Raw genomic sequence first — 16,827 nt, 5'->3', positions numbered from 1 at the left:
GCGTCAGGAACCGTCGAGCGCCCCGCCGGACTCCTGCAGGTAGCAGGCGCCGCAGAGCGACTCGTACGTCACCTCGACGCCGTCGATGGCGACCTGGTCCCCGTCGAACACGTAGCGCCCGTCGACCAGTCGTCCGTTGAAGATCGCCTTGCGACCGCACCGGCAGATGGTCTTCAGCTCCTCGAGGCTGTGGGCCACCTCGAGCAGCCGTCGACTGCCCGGGAACGCCGTCGTCTGGAAGTCGGTGCGGATGCCGTACGCCAGGACGGGGACGCCCTCGACGAGCGCGACCCGGAGGAGGTCGTTCACCTGGCGCGGCGAGAGGAACTGGGCCTCGTCGACCAGGAGGCAGCTGACGTCCTGCCCGTCGGCGGCGACGACCGCCGCGCGATGCCGCCGGAACGCGGCGAGCGCGTCGTCGCCCGGTGCGAACACGAAGTCGACCTCGCGCGTGACGCCGAGCCGGGACACGATGTGCTCGGCGCCCTTGGTGTCCACGGCGGGCTTGGCGAGCAGCACGCGCTGTCCGCGCTCCTCGTAGTTGAACGCCGCCTGCAGGAGCGCGGTGCTCTTGCCCGAGTTCATCGCGCCGTATCGGAAGTAGAGCTTCGCCATCTACTCGAGGAATCCGTCCTCCGCCGCACGGCGGGTGAGGTCGCCCTTGCGACTCGCGGAGCGGCCCAGGCGCGCGTACTTCTCGCGCACTCGCCGCAGGTACGTCTTCACGGTCTCATAGCTGACGCCCATCTCGTCGGCGACGTCGGCGGTGGTCCGTCCGCCGACGTACAGTCGGAGCGCGGTGAGCTCGGCTGCGCTGAGCGAAGGTGCGGGCGCACCGGATGCCTCGAGGGCCGACGCGGCCTCCACCTCGGACACGCCCATCCAGTGCGCGTAGGTGACGACGCCGTCCTCGGTCACGCGGTCCCGGTCGGCCGTGCCGACCGCCCCGGACGACAGGCGTGCGAGCACCCGGCGGACGACCGCGAGCACGCGCGTGCCGGGCTGCGACTTCGGGATGAAGGCCGCCGCGCCCGCGTCGATCGCACGGGTGCGCGCCTCGCGCGAGTCGAGGGCGCTGACGACCACGACCGCTGCTCCCGCCGCACGGCAGGTCCGCACGCGCGACTCGATCGACACGGGCTCGGCGAGCTGGTAGTCCATGAGCACCAGCTCGACCGGGAATCGCGGTGACCGCACGAGCTCCAGCCACGTGGTCGCACGCACCGCGACGACGAGGTCGGGGGCGTTGGCCTCCACCCAGGAGACGAGGCCGTCGAGCACGACCTGGTGGTCGTCCAGCACGGCCAGGGTGCTGCGGTGCGCGCCGCGGTCGGCGGGGTGATCAGCCCGCATGTGCGAGCTCCACGTGGATGGAGTCGTCCCCGACGCGGAGCGCGGCGTGCGCGAAGCTCATCCGGACCACCCCGACGAAGTTCTCGACCTCGGCCCGCACGCCGGTGCGGACGGGCACCCCGGTGGCGGTCAGCGTGATGAGGCACCCGGGCGCCTCGTCGTGCACCCGGATCTCGAGCGCCTCGCTCGTCACGCGCCCACCGCAGACCCAGGAGACGACGGCGGCGACGGTCGCGCGCTGCGCCTCGGGCAGTCGGCCCGCCGCGCCGTGCGGGTCGTCGAGCGTGATGCGGGTCGCACCCCGGCCCTGCTCGAACCGCACGAGGTCGTCGAGCCAGGTGGCGTCCGCCCCGGCGACGAGCGCGATCCGCAACTGGTGCGCGAGCTCGCGCGCCCGGTCGGCCTGCGCGGGCGCGACCGTGCCGGTGCGCGTCACGTCGGCCAGCAGCGGCAGCACGTCCCGGCCGAGCAGCGTCACGCGGTTCTGCTGGACCGATCGTGCGATGCCCGCGCGAAGCTCCCGGTCCCGGGCCAGCACGGCGACCGCGGCCGCCCGGTCGAATGCGAGCACCTCGCGCACGACCGTGCGCGAGTACCCCGCGGCGGCGGCGCCGAGCACGAGCACCGGGAACGCGGCGACCGCGACGAACGACACGGCGGGCGCATCGACGAGCGAGTACTGCGCCGTCTCGATCGTCAGGATCCCGAGGATGCCGGCGGACACGCCGCACGCCGTGAGGAGCGACTGCCAGGTGCAGTACGGCGCCAGCGCGACGAGCATGAGCCCGACCACGATCGGGCCCACGTCGTCGGAGAGGAGGGAGTTCGCGCCGGCGGTGCTGGCGCTCTCCGAGATGGCGGCGCCGAGGGCGAGGGCGGTGACGACCCACAGTCGCTCGTTCGTCATCGGCGCCAGGCGCGGCGACGTCCAGACGGCGACGGCGGCGGCCGCGGCCACGGCGAACCCGATCGCCATCGTGCCGAGCACGGGCGCGACGACCTCGTCGGCGTGCATCACCATGACGGCGATCATGCCCGCGGCCGCGAGCATGCCGTGCAGGACGGCGAGCAGCCACGTCGCGACCGATGCGACGGGGTCGACCGCCTGCTGCGTGAGGCGCAGCCGCTCGCCCGTCACGCGTCCGCCTCGGGCACGGCGAGCAGGACCGTCGTCCCGACGCCGGGAGTCGACCAGAGGCGCACCTCGCCGCCGACCTGCTCGATCCTGCCGCGCACCGAGGTGCGCAGTCCGAGGCGGTCCGGCGGGACGGATCCCGGGTCGAAGCCGGCCCCGTCGTCGACGACCGCCACGGTCAGCTCGTCCCCGTCGGTCGCGACCGAGACCTCGGCCCGGTCGGCTCCGGAGTGGTCGGCGACGTTCACGAGGCACTGGGTGACGGCGTCGCGGAGCGCCGCCGTGACCTCCGGGTCCAGCCGCTCGAGCACCTCGGGCGTGCCCGAGACGCGCACCTCGAGTCCCCGTCGACGCGCGACCGACACCGCGGACTCGAGCACCGAGGGGTCCTCGGCACGGCTCTCCTCGCTCCAGTCGCGCCCCACGATCAGGTCGAGGTCGTGCAGGATCGCCGCGCGCAGTGCGTGGTCGAGCGGGCCCGAGCCGCGCCCTCCGATCGCGAGCAGGTGGTTCAGGGCGGTGTCGTGCAGTCGCGCAGTCGCACGCTCCTCGAACTCGCGACGGATCTCGATCTCGCGCACCCGGCGCTGTGCACGGTGCAGGCCGGCCGCCTCGCGTCGACCGGATCGGAGGTTCCACGCGTCGTAGGCGCGCACGACGAAGACGAGGACGAACGCCACCGTGGCGGGGACGTTCAGTTCCCAGGGGAGGTCGACGACCCCCAGCGCGACGATGATCGCGACGGAGCCGGCCGCGTACCCGGCGGTCGCCCACCAGATCGCGACGGACGAGCGCGGACGCGGCGACGCCGTGAGGACGATCACGATCCACGGCACGGCGACGAGCGCGGTCCTCGCGAATCCCTCGACCGGGTACTCGACGAGCACCAGCACCGCGATGCCGTAGGTGGCGCCGGCGCCGGCCAGGAGGTGGAGCAGGCTCGCCCAGACCGAGGGACGCCACGACACCGCCGCCAGCGTCAGCGTCGTCGTGGTCACGAGGGCGAATCCGATCCAGGCGGCCGACGTGCCCTCGACCAGCGCCGTCGCTGCCGAGAGCGAGAACGCCATCGCGATCGCCGCCCAGGCGCCCCACAGCATGCTGACCGTCAGCGACCGCCCGAAGACCTCCGCGACCTGTTCGCGCGGTACGCCGATGGACATGGGGCAGCCTTCTCGGGTGGGCCGTACGTCGCGTGCAGCTGCGGCCTACGGCATCGGTGGGTCGCCGCCGGATCGGCGACCGCGTCCGCCGATTATCGCAGTTGCGCCGCGACGGGCGCCAATGCCGATGCATCCGTGTCGGATCGCGGGGCCGGGGCCGTGGGCCGCTGGGGCGGGTCGCGGTGACGCAGCACGACGCGCACGGCATCCGGATCGGAGATGAGGGCGGCACGATCGAACACGGCCCGCAGCGCCTGCACCATGGTGTCGAGCAGGCGGGGGGCCGCACCCGCGGCGGGCGGCGGCGCCTGCACGGCGAGCTTCCACTCACCGGGCTCGGGTGCGTCGAGGCGGACCTCGACCGATCCGCGCCGCGACTGGCGTGCCACCGCCTCGATGAGCGAGGCCAGGCAGTCCCGCTGCGTCGCGTCGAGCCGGTCGGCGATTCCCGCGGGGTCATCGACCCGGACCCGGATCGCGTGTCCGGACTCGAGCCGCGCGAGGTCGTCGAGCCAGGTCGCGTCGGTGCGGCAGGCGGATGCCACGCGCAGGCGCGCACCCAGCCGGCGCGCGATCGCGATGTCCTCCGACCGCAGGCGGCCGGACGTCGCGACGGCGCGCAGGAACGGCAGCACCTCGGCGTCGAGCAGCTCGATGCGATCGACGCACTCCGCCGCGGCGCCGTCGTGCCCCGCACCGGGTGCCGCCACCGCGACGGGACGGTCGGCATGGGCGGCGCGACGACGCGCGAACTCGGTGGCGACGGTCGTGCGATCACGACGGGTGACGAAGTGCGCGAACGTGGCCGAGAAGCCGACGGCGGCGGAGACGGCGACTGCGACCGGCGTCGCGGACACGACCGCGAACGTGAGCACGGGAGCCGCGATCGGCACGAAGGCCGCTGCGCCGGCGGCGATGGCCCCGGTGGCGATCACCGCCGCGGCCCCGACGGCCGCGGCCGTGCGCCAGCTGGCGAACGGGGCGAGCAGCACGATCAGCAGTGCGGCCAGCGCCGGGCCGAAGTCGTCGTAGAGCAGCGTGTTCGCACCCTGGGTGCTCACGTTCTCGGCGAGGGCCGCCGCGATCGCGAGCGCGACGGCGAGGCCGTAGCGGTCGCCGGGCATCGGCGAGCGCCGCCGCGCCGCGGACTCGATCGCGACCGTCCAGGCGGCGGCGAGGAGGACCGCGGCGAGTGCCGCGGCGCCCGGGAGCCGCATCTCGTCGCGGTGCCCGATGATGGTCGTCGTCGCCACGACCAGCGCGACGACGCCTCCCCCGCACAGCGCCCACCAGGCGACTCGCCCGCCTGCCGGGTCGGCGGCGGCAGCGCTCGGTGCGGCGTCCGTGCGCACGAGCAGTGCGGCGTCCTCGGCGATGCGCGCACGGGCGGTGCGGGGAAGCCGGCCCGGCGTGGCCGCGGCGATCGCGGCGAGGCGTGCCTGCGACCGCTCGTACACCCGCGTCAGCGCCTGCTCCGCGCGCTCGCGCCGGAGCACCGCCCCCTCGGGCCGTCGGCGTGCCGCGACGCGCTGGACGAGCCGGAGCGCGACGACGAGCACGAAGACGGCGGTGGTCCCGACGTTCACGTGGAAGGCGAATCCGCCGAGGTGGGCTGCGACGAGCGTCGCGCCGCCGGTGGCGAGGTAGCCGGCGGTCGTCCAGGCGATCGACGCGATCGAGCGCCGGGTCGCACCGACGGCGAGCAGCATGGCCGTTCCCGGCAGTGCCGTCCGGAGCGTGTTCGTGTCGGCCATCGCGGCGTCGAGGGTCATGACCGCGTCGGTGGCGGCGTACACGACCGTGGTCCCGACGACCAGCAGGACGACGCGGTGCAGCGCGCTCGGCCGGAGGGCCACGAGGGCGACCGCGACGCCGAGACCGAGGAACCACCCGACGGCTGCGACGGCGACGAGCGCCCACTCGCCCGATCGGAACACGACCGACAGCACCGCGATGACGGTGATGGCCGCCACGCACGCGGCGGAGGCGGCGAGCGAGGCCGAGCTGACGGCGCGCGCGAACACGGGTTCGGCCGCCGGGACGCGAGGGGGCATTCGGTTCCGGTCGGGTTCGGGGTGCGGTCGGCGCCCTGGGGGAGCATCCGCCCGCTTCGGGTGGGTTCAGAACAGCGTAGGCGGAAGTGAACCCGAAGGCACATCGGGTTCCCACAGGGTGCGCTCGGGGGTACTATGCGCCGGGCCCCCGGTGACCGGGCTCTCCTCCCCCGCGGCGAGGCCATGGGCCCGCACGAGCGGCCGGATGCGTGCCGCCAGCCATCGGCGGTACTCCTTCGGGGCGTCGGCCGCGCGCCCCGGGTACATCGCCCGGTACTTCGGCAGCAGCTCGGGATGCTCCCGGCCGAGCCACTGCAGGTACCACTCCTTCACGCCCGGCTTCAGGCGCAGCGCCGTGTGGAGGACGCTCGTGGCCCCCGCCTCGCGGATGCGCCGCAGCGCCTCGTCGAGGTGCGCACGGGTGTCGGTGAGGTACGGCAGGATCGGCATCAGGAACACGCCGCAGTCGAGGCCCGCCTCGCGCACGGCGCGCACGGTCGCGAGCCGCGCGGGGGCGCTCGGCGTGCCGTGCTCGACCGACTGCTGCAGTTCGTCGTCGTAGATGGCGATGGACATGGCGAGGTCGACGGGCACGTGCCGCGAGGCATCCGCCAGCCGGTCGAGGTCGCGCCGCAGCAGCGTGCCCTTGGTGAGCACGCTGAACGGCGTGCGGCTCGCGGCGAGCTCGTCGATGATGCGCGGCATGAGCGCGTAGCGGCCCTCCGCACGCTGGTACGGGTCGGTGTTGGTGCCGAGGGCGACCGGATGCCGCTGCCACCCCGCGCGCCCGAGCTCCCGGCGCAGCACGTCGCCGACGTTGACCTTGACCACGATCTGACGGTCGAAGTCGTCCCCGCCATCGAGGTCGAGGTACTCGTGCGTCGGCCGGGCGAAGCAGTAATTGCATGCATGGCTGCAGCCGCGGTAGGGGTTGATGGTCCAGCCGAACGGCATGCGGCTCGGCCCCGGCACCTGGTTCAGGGCCGACCTCGCGAGCACCTCGTGGAAGGTGATGCCCTGGAACTCGGGCGTCTGCACCGTGCGGACGAGTCCGTCGAGCCGGCCGAGGCCGGGCAGGGCGGACGCGTCGTCGACGCCCAGTTCCTGCCCGTTCCACCGCATGCCGACATTCGAACACATGTTCGAACGATGCGCCAGTGCGGCGCGCCGCGCTACGCGGGCAGCTTCAGCGCCTTCGCGGTGCGCGCGAGCGAGGTGGCCGCCTTCTTCGGGTCGTCCGACAGGCGGCTGCCGAAGCTCGGCACCATGACGAGGATGCGGGGCTCCCACGCGTCCCAGAGGTCGGGGAAGCAGCGCTTCAGCACGTCGAACATGATCGGCGCCGCGGTCGAGGCACCCGGCGAGGCGCCCAGCAGCCCCGCGATCGTGCCGTCGCCGCCCGTGATGACCTCGGTGCCGAACTGCAGCACGCCGCCCTTCTCGGGATCGTGCTTCATGACCTGCACGCGCTGGCCGGCCGTGATGAGCTCCCAGTCGCCCGTCTTCGCCGTCGGCATGAACACGCGCAGCGCGTCCATCTTCGCCTCGCGGTTCGCCAGCAGCTCGCCGACCAGGTACTTCACGAGGTCGAAGTTGCGGAACGCGACCTGCAGCATCGTGCCGAGGTTGTGCCAGCGCACCGAGAACGGCAGGTCGAACCAGGTCGAGCGCTTCAGGAACTTGGGCGTGAACCCGGCATAGGGGCCGAACATGACGGATGCCTCGCCGTCGACCACGCGCGTGTCGAGGTGCGGCACCGACATCGGCGGTGCGCCGACGGCGGCCTTGCCGTACACCTTCGCGTGGTGCTGGGCGACGATCTTCGGGTTGCGCGTGCGCAGGAACTGGCCCGAGATCGGGAAGCCGCCGTAGCCGCGGATCTCGGGGATGCCCGACCGCTGCAGCAGGGGCAGCGCGCCGCCGCCCGCGCCGACGAAGACGAACTTCGCGTTGATGGTGCTCGGGGTGTTGCCGACCGTGTGACGCACCTTGAGCCGCCAGCCGCCGTCCTTGCGGCGACGGATGCCGGTGACCTCGTGGTTCGTGCGCACCCGGGCGCCGTGCGTCTCGACGTAGCCGAAGAGCAGCTTGGTCAGCTCGCCGAAGTCGACGTCGGTGCCCGAGGCGATGCGGGTCGCGGCGACCTTCTGCCGGCGGTTGCGCTTCTTGGCGAGCAGCGGCGCCCACTCGGCGATGACGTCGATGTCGTCGGTGAACTCGATGCCGGCGAAGAGCGGCTCGTCCTTCAGCACCTCGTAGCGTCGGCGGAGGTACTCGACGTTCTCGGCGCCGCGCACGAACGTCATGTGCGGGGTCGGGTTGATGAACTTCGACGGGTCGGGCAGCGCGCCGGTGGTGACCAGGTGCGCCCAGAGCTGGCGGCTGACCTGGAACTGCTCGTTGATGCTGATGGCCTTGGCCGGGTCGACGGTTCCGTCGGCCTGCTCGGGCATGTAGTTCAGCTCGCACAGGGCGGCGTGGCCGGTGCCGGCGTTGTTCCAGGGGTTCGAGCTCTCCTCGGCGACCTGGCCCAAGCGCTCGAGCACGACGACCGACCAGTCGGGCTGCAGCTCCCGGATGAGGGTCGCGAGGGTGGCGCTCATGATGCCCCCGCCGATCAGCACGACGTCGACGGTCTCCTCGGATTGCACGACGGACAGTCTAGTGAGCGGGCGCGCGGGGCCCGAATCGTGAGCGGATGCGGCTGGGGACGCGCGCGCCGCCCGCCACGCCGCGGATGCCCCACGTGGTTGGATAGTCGCAGTATCCACCGATCGAGGGAAGGCCGCGCCGATGCGCATCTCGGAACTCGCCGCAGCGACCGGCGTGCCGGTCGCGACGCTCAAGTTCTACCTCAGGCAGGGGCTGCTGCACCCCGGTGCCGCGCGCGGGGCGACCCAGGCCGACTACGACGCGACGCACGAGCGGCGCGTCCGGCTGATCCGGGCGCTCACCGGCTCGGTCGGCCTCTCGACGGCGCAGGCCCGCGTCATCCTGCAGCTCGTCGACGAGCCCGGTCCCGACCTCTTCGCGACGCTGGGGCGCGCGATCGAGGCCCTGCCGCCGTCGGTCGACGAAGCGGCCGACGCGGCCGACCCGTACCCCCGCGCGCACGCGGCCATCGCGCGGCTCGGCTGGGCGTACGACCCCGACTACGCGGCGGTGGCCCAGCTCGAGGCCTCGCTCGCGGCCGCCGAGTCGGCGGGACTGCCGATGAGCGACGACCGGCTCGACGCCTACGGCGCCTCGGTGCACGAGATGGCGGCGTTCGACATCGGGCGGATGCCCGTGGGCGACCCCGCGGCCGCCGTCGAGTACACCGTGGTCGGCACCGCCCTCTACGAACCGGTGCTGCTCGCGCTGCGCCGGCTCGCGCACCACGACGTGGCGCGGCGCACGCTGGGCGGCGAGGCGCCGGCCGACTGAGTCGGGGCGACGGCCGCGCCGCTCGCGGCTACGCCCCGGCGGGCACCAGGCTCGCCGCGACGAGCTCGGCGATCTGCACGGCGTTCAGGGCCGCGCCCTTGCGCAGGTTGTCGTTCGAGATGAACAGCAGCAGGCCCTTGCCGTCGACCGCCGACTGGTCCTGGCGGATGCGGCCCACGTACGACGGGTCGGTGCCGGCCGCCTCGAGCGGCGTCGGCACGTCGGAGAGCGCGACGCCCGGGGCATCCGCCAGCAGCTCACGCGCACGGTCGGGCGTGATCGGGTTGGCGAACTCGGCCGCGATCGAGAGCGAGTGCCCGGTGAAGACCGGCACGCGCACGCAGGTGCCCGCGACGCGCAGGCCCGGCAGCTCGAGGATCTTGCGGCTCTCGTTGCGGAGCTTCTTCTCCTCGTCGGTCTCCTCGTCGCCGTCGTCGACGATCGAGCCGGCCAGCGGCACCACGTCGAACGCGATCGGCTTCGGGAACTTCACGGGCTCGGGCATGGTGACCGCGGCGCCGTCGTGCACGAGGCCGATGGTGTCCTGCTCGAGCGCGGCCTTCGCCTGCTCGAGCAACTCCTCGCCGCCCGCGAGGCCGGCGCCGGAGACCGCCTGGTAGGTCGAGACGACCATGCGCTCGAGGCCCGCGGCCTCGTGCAGTGCCTTCATGACCGGCATCGCGGCCATGGTGGTGCAGTTCGGGTTGGCGATGATGCCCTTGCGCGCCTCGGCGATCGCGTGCGGGTTGACCTCGCTGACGACGAGCGGCACCTCGGGGTCCATGCGCCAGCCCGACGAGTTGTCGATGACCGTGACGCCGGCGGCGGCGAACCGCGGCGCCTGCGCCTTCGAGAGCGTGGCGCCGGCCGAGAAGATGGCGATGTCGAGGCCGGTCGGGTCGGCGGTCGCCGCGTCCTCGACGACGACGTCCTCGCCGCGGAACGGCAGGGTCGTGCCGGCCGAACGGGCCGATGCGAAGTAGCGGATCGTCGCGACCGGGAAGTCGCGCTCCTCGAGCAGGCGGCGCACGACCGCGCCGACCTGGCCGGTCGCGCCGACGACGCCGATGTTCACTGCGGTGGTGTCACCCATGTCATGCCTTCCTAGCGGCCCGTGCCGGCGTAGACGACGGCCTCGATCTCGTTGTCCAGCCCGAACGCCGTGTGCACGGCGCGCGCGGCCTCGTTCACCATGTCTGCGCGCGTCACGACCGAGACGCGGATCTCGCTGGTGGAGATCATCTCGATGTTGATGCCGGTCTCGTAGAGCGCCTCGAAGAGCTTCGCCGAGACGCCCGAGTTCGTGCGCATGCCGGCGCCGACGAGCGCGAGCTTGCCGATCTGGTCGTCGTACTGGAGGCTCTCGAAGCCGAGCTCGGCCTGCTCGTTGCGCAGCGCCGTGAGCGCGCCCTGACCCTCGGGCTTGGGCAGCGTGAACGAGATGTCGGTGCGGCCGGTCGCGGCGGCCGAGACGTTCTGCACGATCATGTCGACGTTGGCGTTGGTCTTGGCGACGATGCGGAAGATCTTCGCGGCGGCGCCGGGCACGTCGGGCACGCCGACGACGGTGATCTTGGCCTCGCTCAGGTCGGTGGCGACGCCGGAGATGATCGGCTGTTCCATGGGAACCTCTCCTTCGGGCAGGCTCGTCGGGTCGTAGACGATGGTGCCCTCGTTGTTGCTGAACGACGACCGCACGTGCAGGGTCACGCCGTGGCGCCGGGCGTACTCGACCGCGCGGATGTGCAGGACCTTGGCGCCGGACGCCGCGAGCTCGAGCATCTCCTCGCTGGTGATGCGGTCGATCTTGCGCGCGAGCGGCACGACGCGCGGGTCGGACGTGAAGATGCCGTCGACGTCGGTGTAGATCTCGCAGACGTCGGCGTCGAGCGCCGCGGCGAGCGCGACGGCGGTCGTGTCGGACCCGCCGCGGCCGAGGGTCGTGATGTCCTTCGTGTCGCGGCTGAAGCCCTGGAAGCCCGCGACGATGACGATCGAGCCGTCGTCGAGCGCCTCGCGCAGGCGCACCGGGGTGACGTCGACGATGCGGGCGGCGCCGTGGGTGGCATCCGTGATCATGCCGGCCTGGCTGCCGGTGAACGACCGGGCGTCGTAGCCCATCGCCTTGATGGCCATGGCGAGCAGCGCCATCGAGATGCGCTCGCCCGCGGTGAGCAGCATGTCGAGCTCGCGGGGCGCCTGGATGGGGGTGACCTCGTTGGCGAGGTCGAGCAGCTCGTCGGTCGTGTCGCCCATCGCGGACACGGCCACGACGACGTCGTTGCCGGCCTTGCGCGTCTCGACGATGCGCTTCGCCACGCGCTTGATGCTCTGCGCGTCGGCGACGGACGACCCGCCGTACTTCTGCACGATCAGGCTCACGGTGCTGGTACTCCCGGGTGGATTGCGACGGCGGGATTTCGCCGGATCCATCATACGTGCGCCTCGATGCGCCCCCGCCCATGTGACGACGGCGCGCGGGGACGCCCGCGGCCCGGTGCGGGACCCGTCGACGTCCGGCGTTCCCAGCGCTGGGTACGCAGGAGGTCGACGGGTCCCGGGAACTTGCGGGCAGGAATGTGAGTGACTAACATTTGGCGGGTGAGCGAGCGGATGCCCCCGAGGGCGACGGATGCGGGCGGGCGACGCGCGCGCACCCGGCGACGACTGATGGAGGCGGCCCTCGACCTCTGCGAGCGGCAGGGGTACGACGCCACGACCGCGGCGCAGATCGCCGCGGCGGCGGGCGTGACCGAGATGACCTTCTTCCGGCACTTCGCGTCGAAGGAGCGGGCACTCGTCGAGGATCCGTACGACCCGGTGATCGCACGGCACGTCGCGGCCGCTCCCGCGGCGCTGCCGCCGGTGCTGCGCGCGACGCACGGCGTGCGCGAGGCCTGGAGCGCGCTGCCGGAGCCCGAGACCGGCGAGGTGCGCCGGCGACTGCGCATCGCCGCGCGCACGCCCAGCCTGCAGGCCGCGATGCGCGGCAACACCGCCGCGACCGAGGAGGCCATCGCCGAGGCGCTGGCGACACCGCCCGGCACGACCGACCCGGTGGTCGCGCGGATCGCGGCGGCTGCGGTCATGGCGGCGCTGCTCGCCTCGCTCCTCGCCTGGGCGGACGCCGACGACGGCACCCTCGGTGACGCGGTACTGGGGGCGCTCGACGTGCTCGAGCAGCCTGAGGCGGCGGGGTCGTGACCGCCGGGGCGGCGCTCGAGGCGCGGGGCGTGCGCCGCGAGTTCGGCGGCGGTGCGGGCGTGCACGGGGTCGACCTCCGCGTCGAGCCGGGCGAGATCCACGCGCTCGTCGGGCTGAACGGCGCGGGCAAGACCACGCTGATGCGCCTGCTGCTCGGCATGCTGCGGCCCGACGACGGGGAGGTGCTGCTGGGCGGCGTGCCGCTCCCCGAGGTCGCGGCGCGGGCGTGGGCCGGCGTCGGCCACCTCGTGGAGACGCCGCCGACCTACCCCGAGCTCACCGCGCGGGCGAACCTCGAGCTGGCCGCCCGGCTCCACGCGGTGCCCCGCCGCGCCGTCTCCGCGACGGTCGCGGCGGTGCTCGACGAACTCGGCCTCGACCGCTACGCCTCGGTGCGGGCACGCCGCCTCTCGCTGGGCAACCGGCAGCGGGTCGGCCTCGCGGCCGCGCTGCAGCACTCCCCCGGCGTCGTGGTGCTCGACGAGCCGGGCAACGGCCTCGACCCGTCGGGCGTGCTGCTGCTGCGCTCGGCGCTGCGCCGGCGTGCCGACGCCGGCGCCGGCATCCTCGTCTCGAGCCACCACCTCGACGAGGTGGCGCGGGTCGCCGACCGCATCTCGGTGATGAACGCGGGGCGCATCATCGGCGCGATGGCGCCGGGCGGCCACGACCCCGAGCGCGCGTTCTTCGAGCTCGTGCTCGCCGACGACGCGGAGCGTGCGTCGTGATCGGCATCGCCCTGCACGCGGAGGTGCGCAAGGCGCTCGCGTCGCGGGTGCTGCGCTGGACGACGCTGCTCGTCGTCGCCGGGCTCGCGCTCATCGTCGGCGGCATGACGCTCGCCGTGCGCGCGGGCGACCCGCAGGTCGTCGCGAAGCTCGGCCAGGTGGCCGGGCTCGAGGGCTGGGCCGCGGTGACCGCGATGGCCGCCCAGGTCACGAGCGCCGGCGCACTCGTCGCGATGGGCGTCGCCCTCAGCTGGGTCTTCGGTCGGGAGTTCGCCGACGGCACGGTACCGGGGCTGTTCGCGCTGCCGGTGCCGCGCGCGGCGATCGCGCTCGCGAAGCTCCTGGTCCACCTCGCGTGGGTCGCGGCGACCTCGGTGCTGCTCGTCGCAGCGGTCTGGGCGGTCGGCGCGCTCACCGGCGCCGGTGCGCTCGACGGGGCATCCGCCGCCGCCCTGGGCAGGCAGCTGCTGCTCGGCGTGCTCACCGGGTGCATCGCGACGCCCGCCGCGTGGGCCGCGACGCTCGGGCGGGGGCTGCTGCCGGGCATCGCCACGACGATCGGCATCGTGGTCGTGAGCCAGGTCATGGCCGTCGCCGGCGTCGGCGGCTGGTTCCCGTTCACGGCGCCCGCGCTGTGGGCGATCGAGCCCGGCACCGTCGGTGGCGCGCAGCTCGCGCTCGTCGCGGTCGTGCCCCTGGGTTTCGGTGCCCTCACCGCGCTCGCCTGGCACCGCCTGCAGCTCGACCGCTGACTGCGGGCGGGAGCCCGCGGCAGCGGGCGGATGCCTCAGCTGATGACGCGGCGGCCCTCGAAGGCGCGGCCGAGGGTGACCTCGTCGGCGTACTCGAGGTCGCCGCCGACCGGCAGGCCCGAGGCGAGGCGCGTGATGCGGATGCCGAGGGTCGTCAGCATGCGGCTCAGGTAGGTCGCGGTGGCCTCGCCCTCGAGGTTCGGGTCGGTCGCGATGATGACCTCCTGCACGACGCCGTCGGCGAGCCGCTCCATGAGCTGGCGGATGCGCAGCTCCTCGGGACCGATGCCGTCGATCGGGCTGATCGCGCCGCCGAGCACGTGGTAGCGGCCGCGGAACTCGCGGGTGCGCTCGATGGCGACGACGTCCTTCGCCTCCTCCACCACGCAGATGACGGCCGGATCGCGACGCGGGTCGCGGCAGATCGCGCACGTCGACTGCTCGGCGACGTTGCCGCAGATCTCGCAGAAGCGCACCTTGTCGCGCACCTCGGTGAGGATCTCGGCGAGCCGCGAGACGTCGAAGCTCTCGGTCTGCACGATGTGGAACGCGATGCGCTGCGCCGACTTCGGCCCGATGCCGGGCAGCCGGCCGAGCTCGTCGATGAGGTCCTGGACGATGCCCTCGTACACGGGTCAGCCCCCCTCGACGCCGGAGCGCGGGTCGCGGAGCTGCTCCTCCTCGAGGAAGGTCGCCCCGAGCACCTCGCGCACGACCGCCTCGCCGTAGCGCTGGGCGCCGCCGCGGGTGGCGGGGGCGGATGCCGCGGGGCGGACCGGCGTCGAACGGGCGGGAGCCTCCGGCGCGGGCGCCGCGGCGGGCTCGCTCGGGGCCGGCCGGGAACGCGCGGGAGCGGATGCCTCGGGGCTGCCGTCGTCCGCAGGCGCGGCGGCGGCACCGGACGGACCAGCGCTCACCGGCGCGGCGGGCGCCCGCGACGGAGCGATCTCCTCGGGCGGCGGCGCGGGCTCCTCGTCGTCGGGCGGCGGCACGTCGTCGTCGCTCGGGATCGGCACGACGTCCCACGAGTCCACGGGCGCCGCGGGGGCGCTCGACCGCGGAGCGGGCGGGCCCGACGTGGGTTCGGACGAGGTCGGCGGGACCGAGGTCGGCGGGACCGACTTCGGCGGCGCCGACTTCGGCGGCGCCGACTTCGGTGCGGTGCGCTCGGCACGGGTGCTCGTGGCCGCACGCGCCTCGGCGACGCGCGCACCGGCGGGCTCGGCGTCGCGGGGCCCCGACGCTGCCGGCTCCGCGCTGTCGGTGCCGGGTGCCGCGGCGGAACCGCGGTCCCCTGCGGGCCGCCCGGCATCGCGGGCCGGTGCGGCGTCGTCGGCGCCGTCGACGCGGGCGATCAGCGCGACCTCGACGCCGAGCTGGTCGTGCACGGCGCGCTTGAGCAGGTCGCCGACGCCCTGGCCCGGCGCCGCCTGCTGCTTGAGCTGCTCGACGTCGGACTGGCTCGGGAAGCCCAGCACCAGTACGCGGCCGTCGCGGAACTCGCGCACCTGCGCCGTGAACAGCACCATCCACGCGCTGCGGCGCACGGCCTGCACCGCCGAGAGCACCTCCGGCCAGGCGTCGCGGATCTGCTGCACCGTGACCGGACCGGTCGGCTTCGGCGCCGGCGCAGGGGTCGGAGGCTCGGCCGCGGCGGGCTGCGCGGCGGTCTTCGGCCCTGCCGGGGCGGACGACGCGGCGGCGGGATCGGCGACGGCGGGCCCGGCGGCGCGTTCCGGCGTCGCCGGTGCGGTCGCGGCGGGACGAGCGGCGACGGGCGGTGCCGCGGCGGGCGCCGCGGCCGTGGGCATCGCGGCGACGGGTGCGTCGCCGCCCGGGGCATCCGTCACCCCCACCCGGCGCTCGAGACGCTCGACGCGGGCGAGCGCGCCGCGGGAGCTGTCGTCGCTCGACGGCACCAGGGTGCGCGCGAGCATGAGCTCGAGGTGCAGCCGGGGCGAGGTGGCGCCGGTCATCTCGGTGAGCGCCGCGTTCACGATGTCGGCGGTGCGCGAGAGCTCGGCCTGGCCGAAGGCGGCGGCCTGCCGGCCCATCTGCGCGATCTCGTCCTCGGGGATGCCGCGCAGCACGGCAGCGGCGGCCTCGGGCGTGGAGGCGGCCACGACGATGAGGTCGCGCAGGCGCTCGAGCAGGTCCTCCACGAAGCGGCGCGGGTCCTGTCCGGTCTGGATGACGCGGTCGACCGCGGCGAATGCCGCCGCCGCGTCGCGTGCGCCGATCGCGTCGACGACCTCGTCGAGCAGCGCGCCGTGCGTGAAGCCGAGCAGCGCGACCGCGCGCTCGTAGTCGACGCGGTCGCCCTCGGAGCCGGCGATGAGCTGGTCGAGCAGCGAGAGCGTGTCGCGCGGTGACCCGCCGCCGGCCCGCACGACCAGTGGCAGCACACCGGCGTCGACCTGCACGTGCTCGCTCTCGGCCAGCTGCTGCACGTACTCGAGCATCGGCCCGGGCGGAACGAGGCGGAACGGGTAGTGGTGCGTGCGCGAGCGGATGGTGCCGAGCACCTTCTCGGGCTCGGTCGTGGCGAAGATGAACTTGACGTGCTCGGGCGGCTCCTCGACGAGCTTCAGCAGCGCGTTGAAGCCCTGCGGGGTGACCATGTGCGCCTCGTCGAGGATGAAGATCTTGTAGCGGTCGCGCGCCGGGGCGAACACCGCGCGCTCGCGCAGGTCGCGGGCGTCGTCGACGCCGTTGTGGCTGGCCGCGTCGATCTCGACGACGTCGAGCGAGCCGCCCCCCGAACGGGACAGCTCGACGCAGCTCGGGCACGTGCCGCACGGGGTGTCGGTCGGCCCCTCGGCGCAGTTCAGGCAGCGCGCGAGGATGCGTGCGGAGGTCGTCTTGCCGCAGCCGCGCGGACCGCTGAACAGGTAGGCGTGGTTGACCCGGTCGGCGCGGAGCGCGGTCATCAGCGGCTCCGTCACCTGGGACTGGCCGATCATCTCGGCGAACGTCTCGGGCCGGTAGCGGCGATAGAGGGCGGTGACCACG

The 16,827-nt window shown here is 73.9% G+C and carries 15 protein-coding genes; 4 read left to right on the top strand and 11 right to left on the bottom strand.

From position 1 onward, the window contains the following. Positions 1-3: 3 nt before the first annotated feature. From ABZK10_RS09975 to ABZK10_RS09945, 7 genes are all read right to left on the bottom strand, one after another. A complete protein-coding gene (locus ABZK10_RS09975; protein ID WP_353809036.1) occupies positions 4-615 on the bottom strand; it encodes a thymidine kinase in 612 nt (203 codons plus the stop codon). Beyond that, on the bottom strand, positions 616-1,353 hold the full coding sequence (locus ABZK10_RS09970; protein WP_353809035.1) for a helix-turn-helix transcriptional regulator: 738 nt from the start codon (positions 1,351-1,353) through the stop codon (positions 616-618). Further along, entirely contained in the window at positions 1,343-2,491 is a 1,149-nt protein-coding gene (locus ABZK10_RS09965; protein WP_353809034.1) for a hypothetical protein, read from the bottom strand. Before ABZK10_RS09965 ends, ABZK10_RS09970 begins: the two co-directional genes overlap by 11 nt. Next, positions 2,488-3,651, bottom strand: coding sequence for a sensor histidine kinase (locus ABZK10_RS09960; RefSeq protein WP_353809033.1), 1,164 nt, complete (start codon positions 3,649-3,651; stop codon positions 2,488-2,490). The genes ABZK10_RS09965 and ABZK10_RS09960 overlap by 4 nt, the downstream gene beginning before the upstream one ends. A gap of 92 nt (positions 3,652-3,743) precedes the next feature. Beyond that, on the bottom strand, positions 3,744-5,705 hold the full coding sequence (locus ABZK10_RS09955; protein ID WP_353809032.1) for a hypothetical protein: 1,962 nt from the start codon (positions 5,703-5,705) through the stop codon (positions 3,744-3,746). A 66-nt stretch (positions 5,706-5,771) separates the two neighbouring features. After that, positions 5,772-6,827, bottom strand: coding sequence for an Rv2578c family radical SAM protein (locus tag ABZK10_RS09950; protein WP_353809031.1), 1,056 nt, complete (start codon positions 6,825-6,827; stop codon positions 5,772-5,774). A gap of 50 nt (positions 6,828-6,877) precedes the next feature. After that, positions 6,878-8,356 carry a malate:quinone oxidoreductase gene (locus ABZK10_RS09945; protein WP_353809030.1) on the bottom strand — a complete coding sequence of 493 codons (1,479 nt, stop codon included), beginning with the start codon at positions 8,354-8,356 and terminating at the stop codon, positions 6,878-6,880. 142 nt (positions 8,357-8,498) lie between these two features. Here ABZK10_RS09945 and ABZK10_RS09940 point away from each other — a divergent pair, with 142 nt between their 5' ends. Further along, positions 8,499-9,131, top strand: a complete 633-nt coding sequence (locus ABZK10_RS09940; RefSeq protein WP_353809029.1) for a MerR family transcriptional regulator — start codon at positions 8,499-8,501, stop codon at positions 9,129-9,131. A gap of 28 nt (positions 9,132-9,159) precedes the next feature. Here the strand turns inward: ABZK10_RS09940 and ABZK10_RS09935 are convergent, their stop codons facing one another. Together ABZK10_RS09935 and ABZK10_RS09930 are read right to left on the bottom strand one after the other, a co-directional pair. After that, the gene (locus ABZK10_RS09935; RefSeq protein WP_353809028.1) at positions 9,160-10,224 is read right to left on the bottom strand and encodes an aspartate-semialdehyde dehydrogenase; all 1,065 of its coding nucleotides are present in this window, start codon (positions 10,222-10,224) and stop codon (positions 9,160-9,162) included. An 11-nt stretch (positions 10,225-10,235) separates the two neighbouring features. Next, positions 10,236-11,513 (bottom strand): aspartate kinase, encoded by a 1,278-nt coding sequence (locus ABZK10_RS09930; protein ID WP_353809027.1) that lies wholly within the window; start codon positions 11,511-11,513, stop codon positions 10,236-10,238. A gap of 219 nt (positions 11,514-11,732) precedes the next feature. On the opposite strand from ABZK10_RS09930, the gene ABZK10_RS09925 reads away from it, so the two are divergent. Genes ABZK10_RS09925 through ABZK10_RS09915 form a run of 3 tightly spaced genes read left to right on the top strand, consistent with a single transcriptional unit; the run spans position 11,733 to position 13,815 of the window. After that, positions 11,733-12,335, top strand: a complete 603-nt coding sequence (locus tag ABZK10_RS09925) for an acyl-CoA-like ligand-binding transcription factor (protein ID WP_353809026.1) — start codon at positions 11,733-11,735, stop codon at positions 12,333-12,335. After that, positions 12,332-13,063: an ABC transporter ATP-binding protein gene (locus tag ABZK10_RS09920; protein ID WP_353809025.1), complete on the top strand. Its 732-nt coding sequence runs from the start codon at positions 12,332-12,334 to the stop codon at positions 13,061-13,063. The genes ABZK10_RS09925 and ABZK10_RS09920 overlap by 4 nt, the downstream gene beginning before the upstream one ends. Beyond that, a complete protein-coding gene (locus tag ABZK10_RS09915) occupies positions 13,060-13,815 on the top strand; it encodes an ABC transporter permease (protein ID WP_353809024.1) in 756 nt (251 codons plus the stop codon). The genes ABZK10_RS09920 and ABZK10_RS09915 overlap by 4 nt, the downstream gene beginning before the upstream one ends. Before the next feature lie 35 nt (positions 13,816-13,850). On the opposite strand, the gene recR is transcribed toward ABZK10_RS09915, so the two are convergent. Together recR and ABZK10_RS09905 are read right to left on the bottom strand one after the other, a co-directional pair. Then, positions 13,851-14,447, bottom strand: coding sequence for a recombination mediator RecR (gene recR / locus ABZK10_RS09910; protein WP_353809023.1), 597 nt, complete (start codon positions 14,445-14,447; stop codon positions 13,851-13,853). A gap of 3 nt (positions 14,448-14,450) precedes the next feature. Further along, the gene (locus ABZK10_RS09905) at positions 14,451-16,826 is read right to left on the bottom strand and encodes a DNA polymerase III subunit gamma and tau (protein WP_353809022.1); all 2,376 of its coding nucleotides are present in this window, start codon (positions 16,824-16,826) and stop codon (positions 14,451-14,453) included. Position 16,827: the final 1 nt, after the last annotated feature.

The sequence above is a fragment of the Agromyces sp. SYSU T00194 genome (assembly GCF_040496035.1).
Classification (GTDB): Bacteria; Actinomycetota; Actinomycetes; order Actinomycetales; family Microbacteriaceae; genus Agromyces; species Agromyces chitinivorans.
The sequence above is the reverse complement of the archived record's forward strand: the minus strand, read 5'-3'. Positions and strand labels throughout refer to the sequence as shown.

What these genes read in the sequence shown, in the direction of transcription:
- ABZK10_RS09975 (WP_353809036.1), bottom strand. Translation starts at nt 615, where the DNA reads ATGGCGAAGCTCTACTTCCGATACGGCGCGATGAACTCGGGCAAGAGC.
- ABZK10_RS09970 (WP_353809035.1), bottom strand. Translation starts at nt 1,353, where the DNA reads ATGCGGGCTGATCACCCCGCCGACCGCGGCGCGCACCGCAGCACCCTG.
- ABZK10_RS09960 (WP_353809033.1), bottom strand. Translation starts at nt 3,651, where the DNA reads ATGTCCATCGGCGTACCGCGCGAACAGGTCGCGGAGGTCTTCGGGCGG.
- ABZK10_RS09955 (WP_353809032.1), bottom strand. Translation starts at nt 5,705, where the DNA reads ATGCCCCCTCGCGTCCCGGCGGCCGAACCCGTGTTCGCGCGCGCCGTC.
- ABZK10_RS09950 (WP_353809031.1), bottom strand. Translation starts at nt 6,827, where the DNA reads ATGCGGTGGAACGGGCAGGAACTGGGCGTCGACGACGCGTCCGCCCTG.
- ABZK10_RS09940 (WP_353809029.1), top strand. Translation starts at nt 8,499, where the DNA reads ATGCGCATCTCGGAACTCGCCGCAGCGACCGGCGTGCCGGTCGCGACG.
- ABZK10_RS09935 (WP_353809028.1), bottom strand. Translation starts at nt 10,224, where the DNA reads ATGGGTGACACCACCGCAGTGAACATCGGCGTCGTCGGCGCGACCGGC.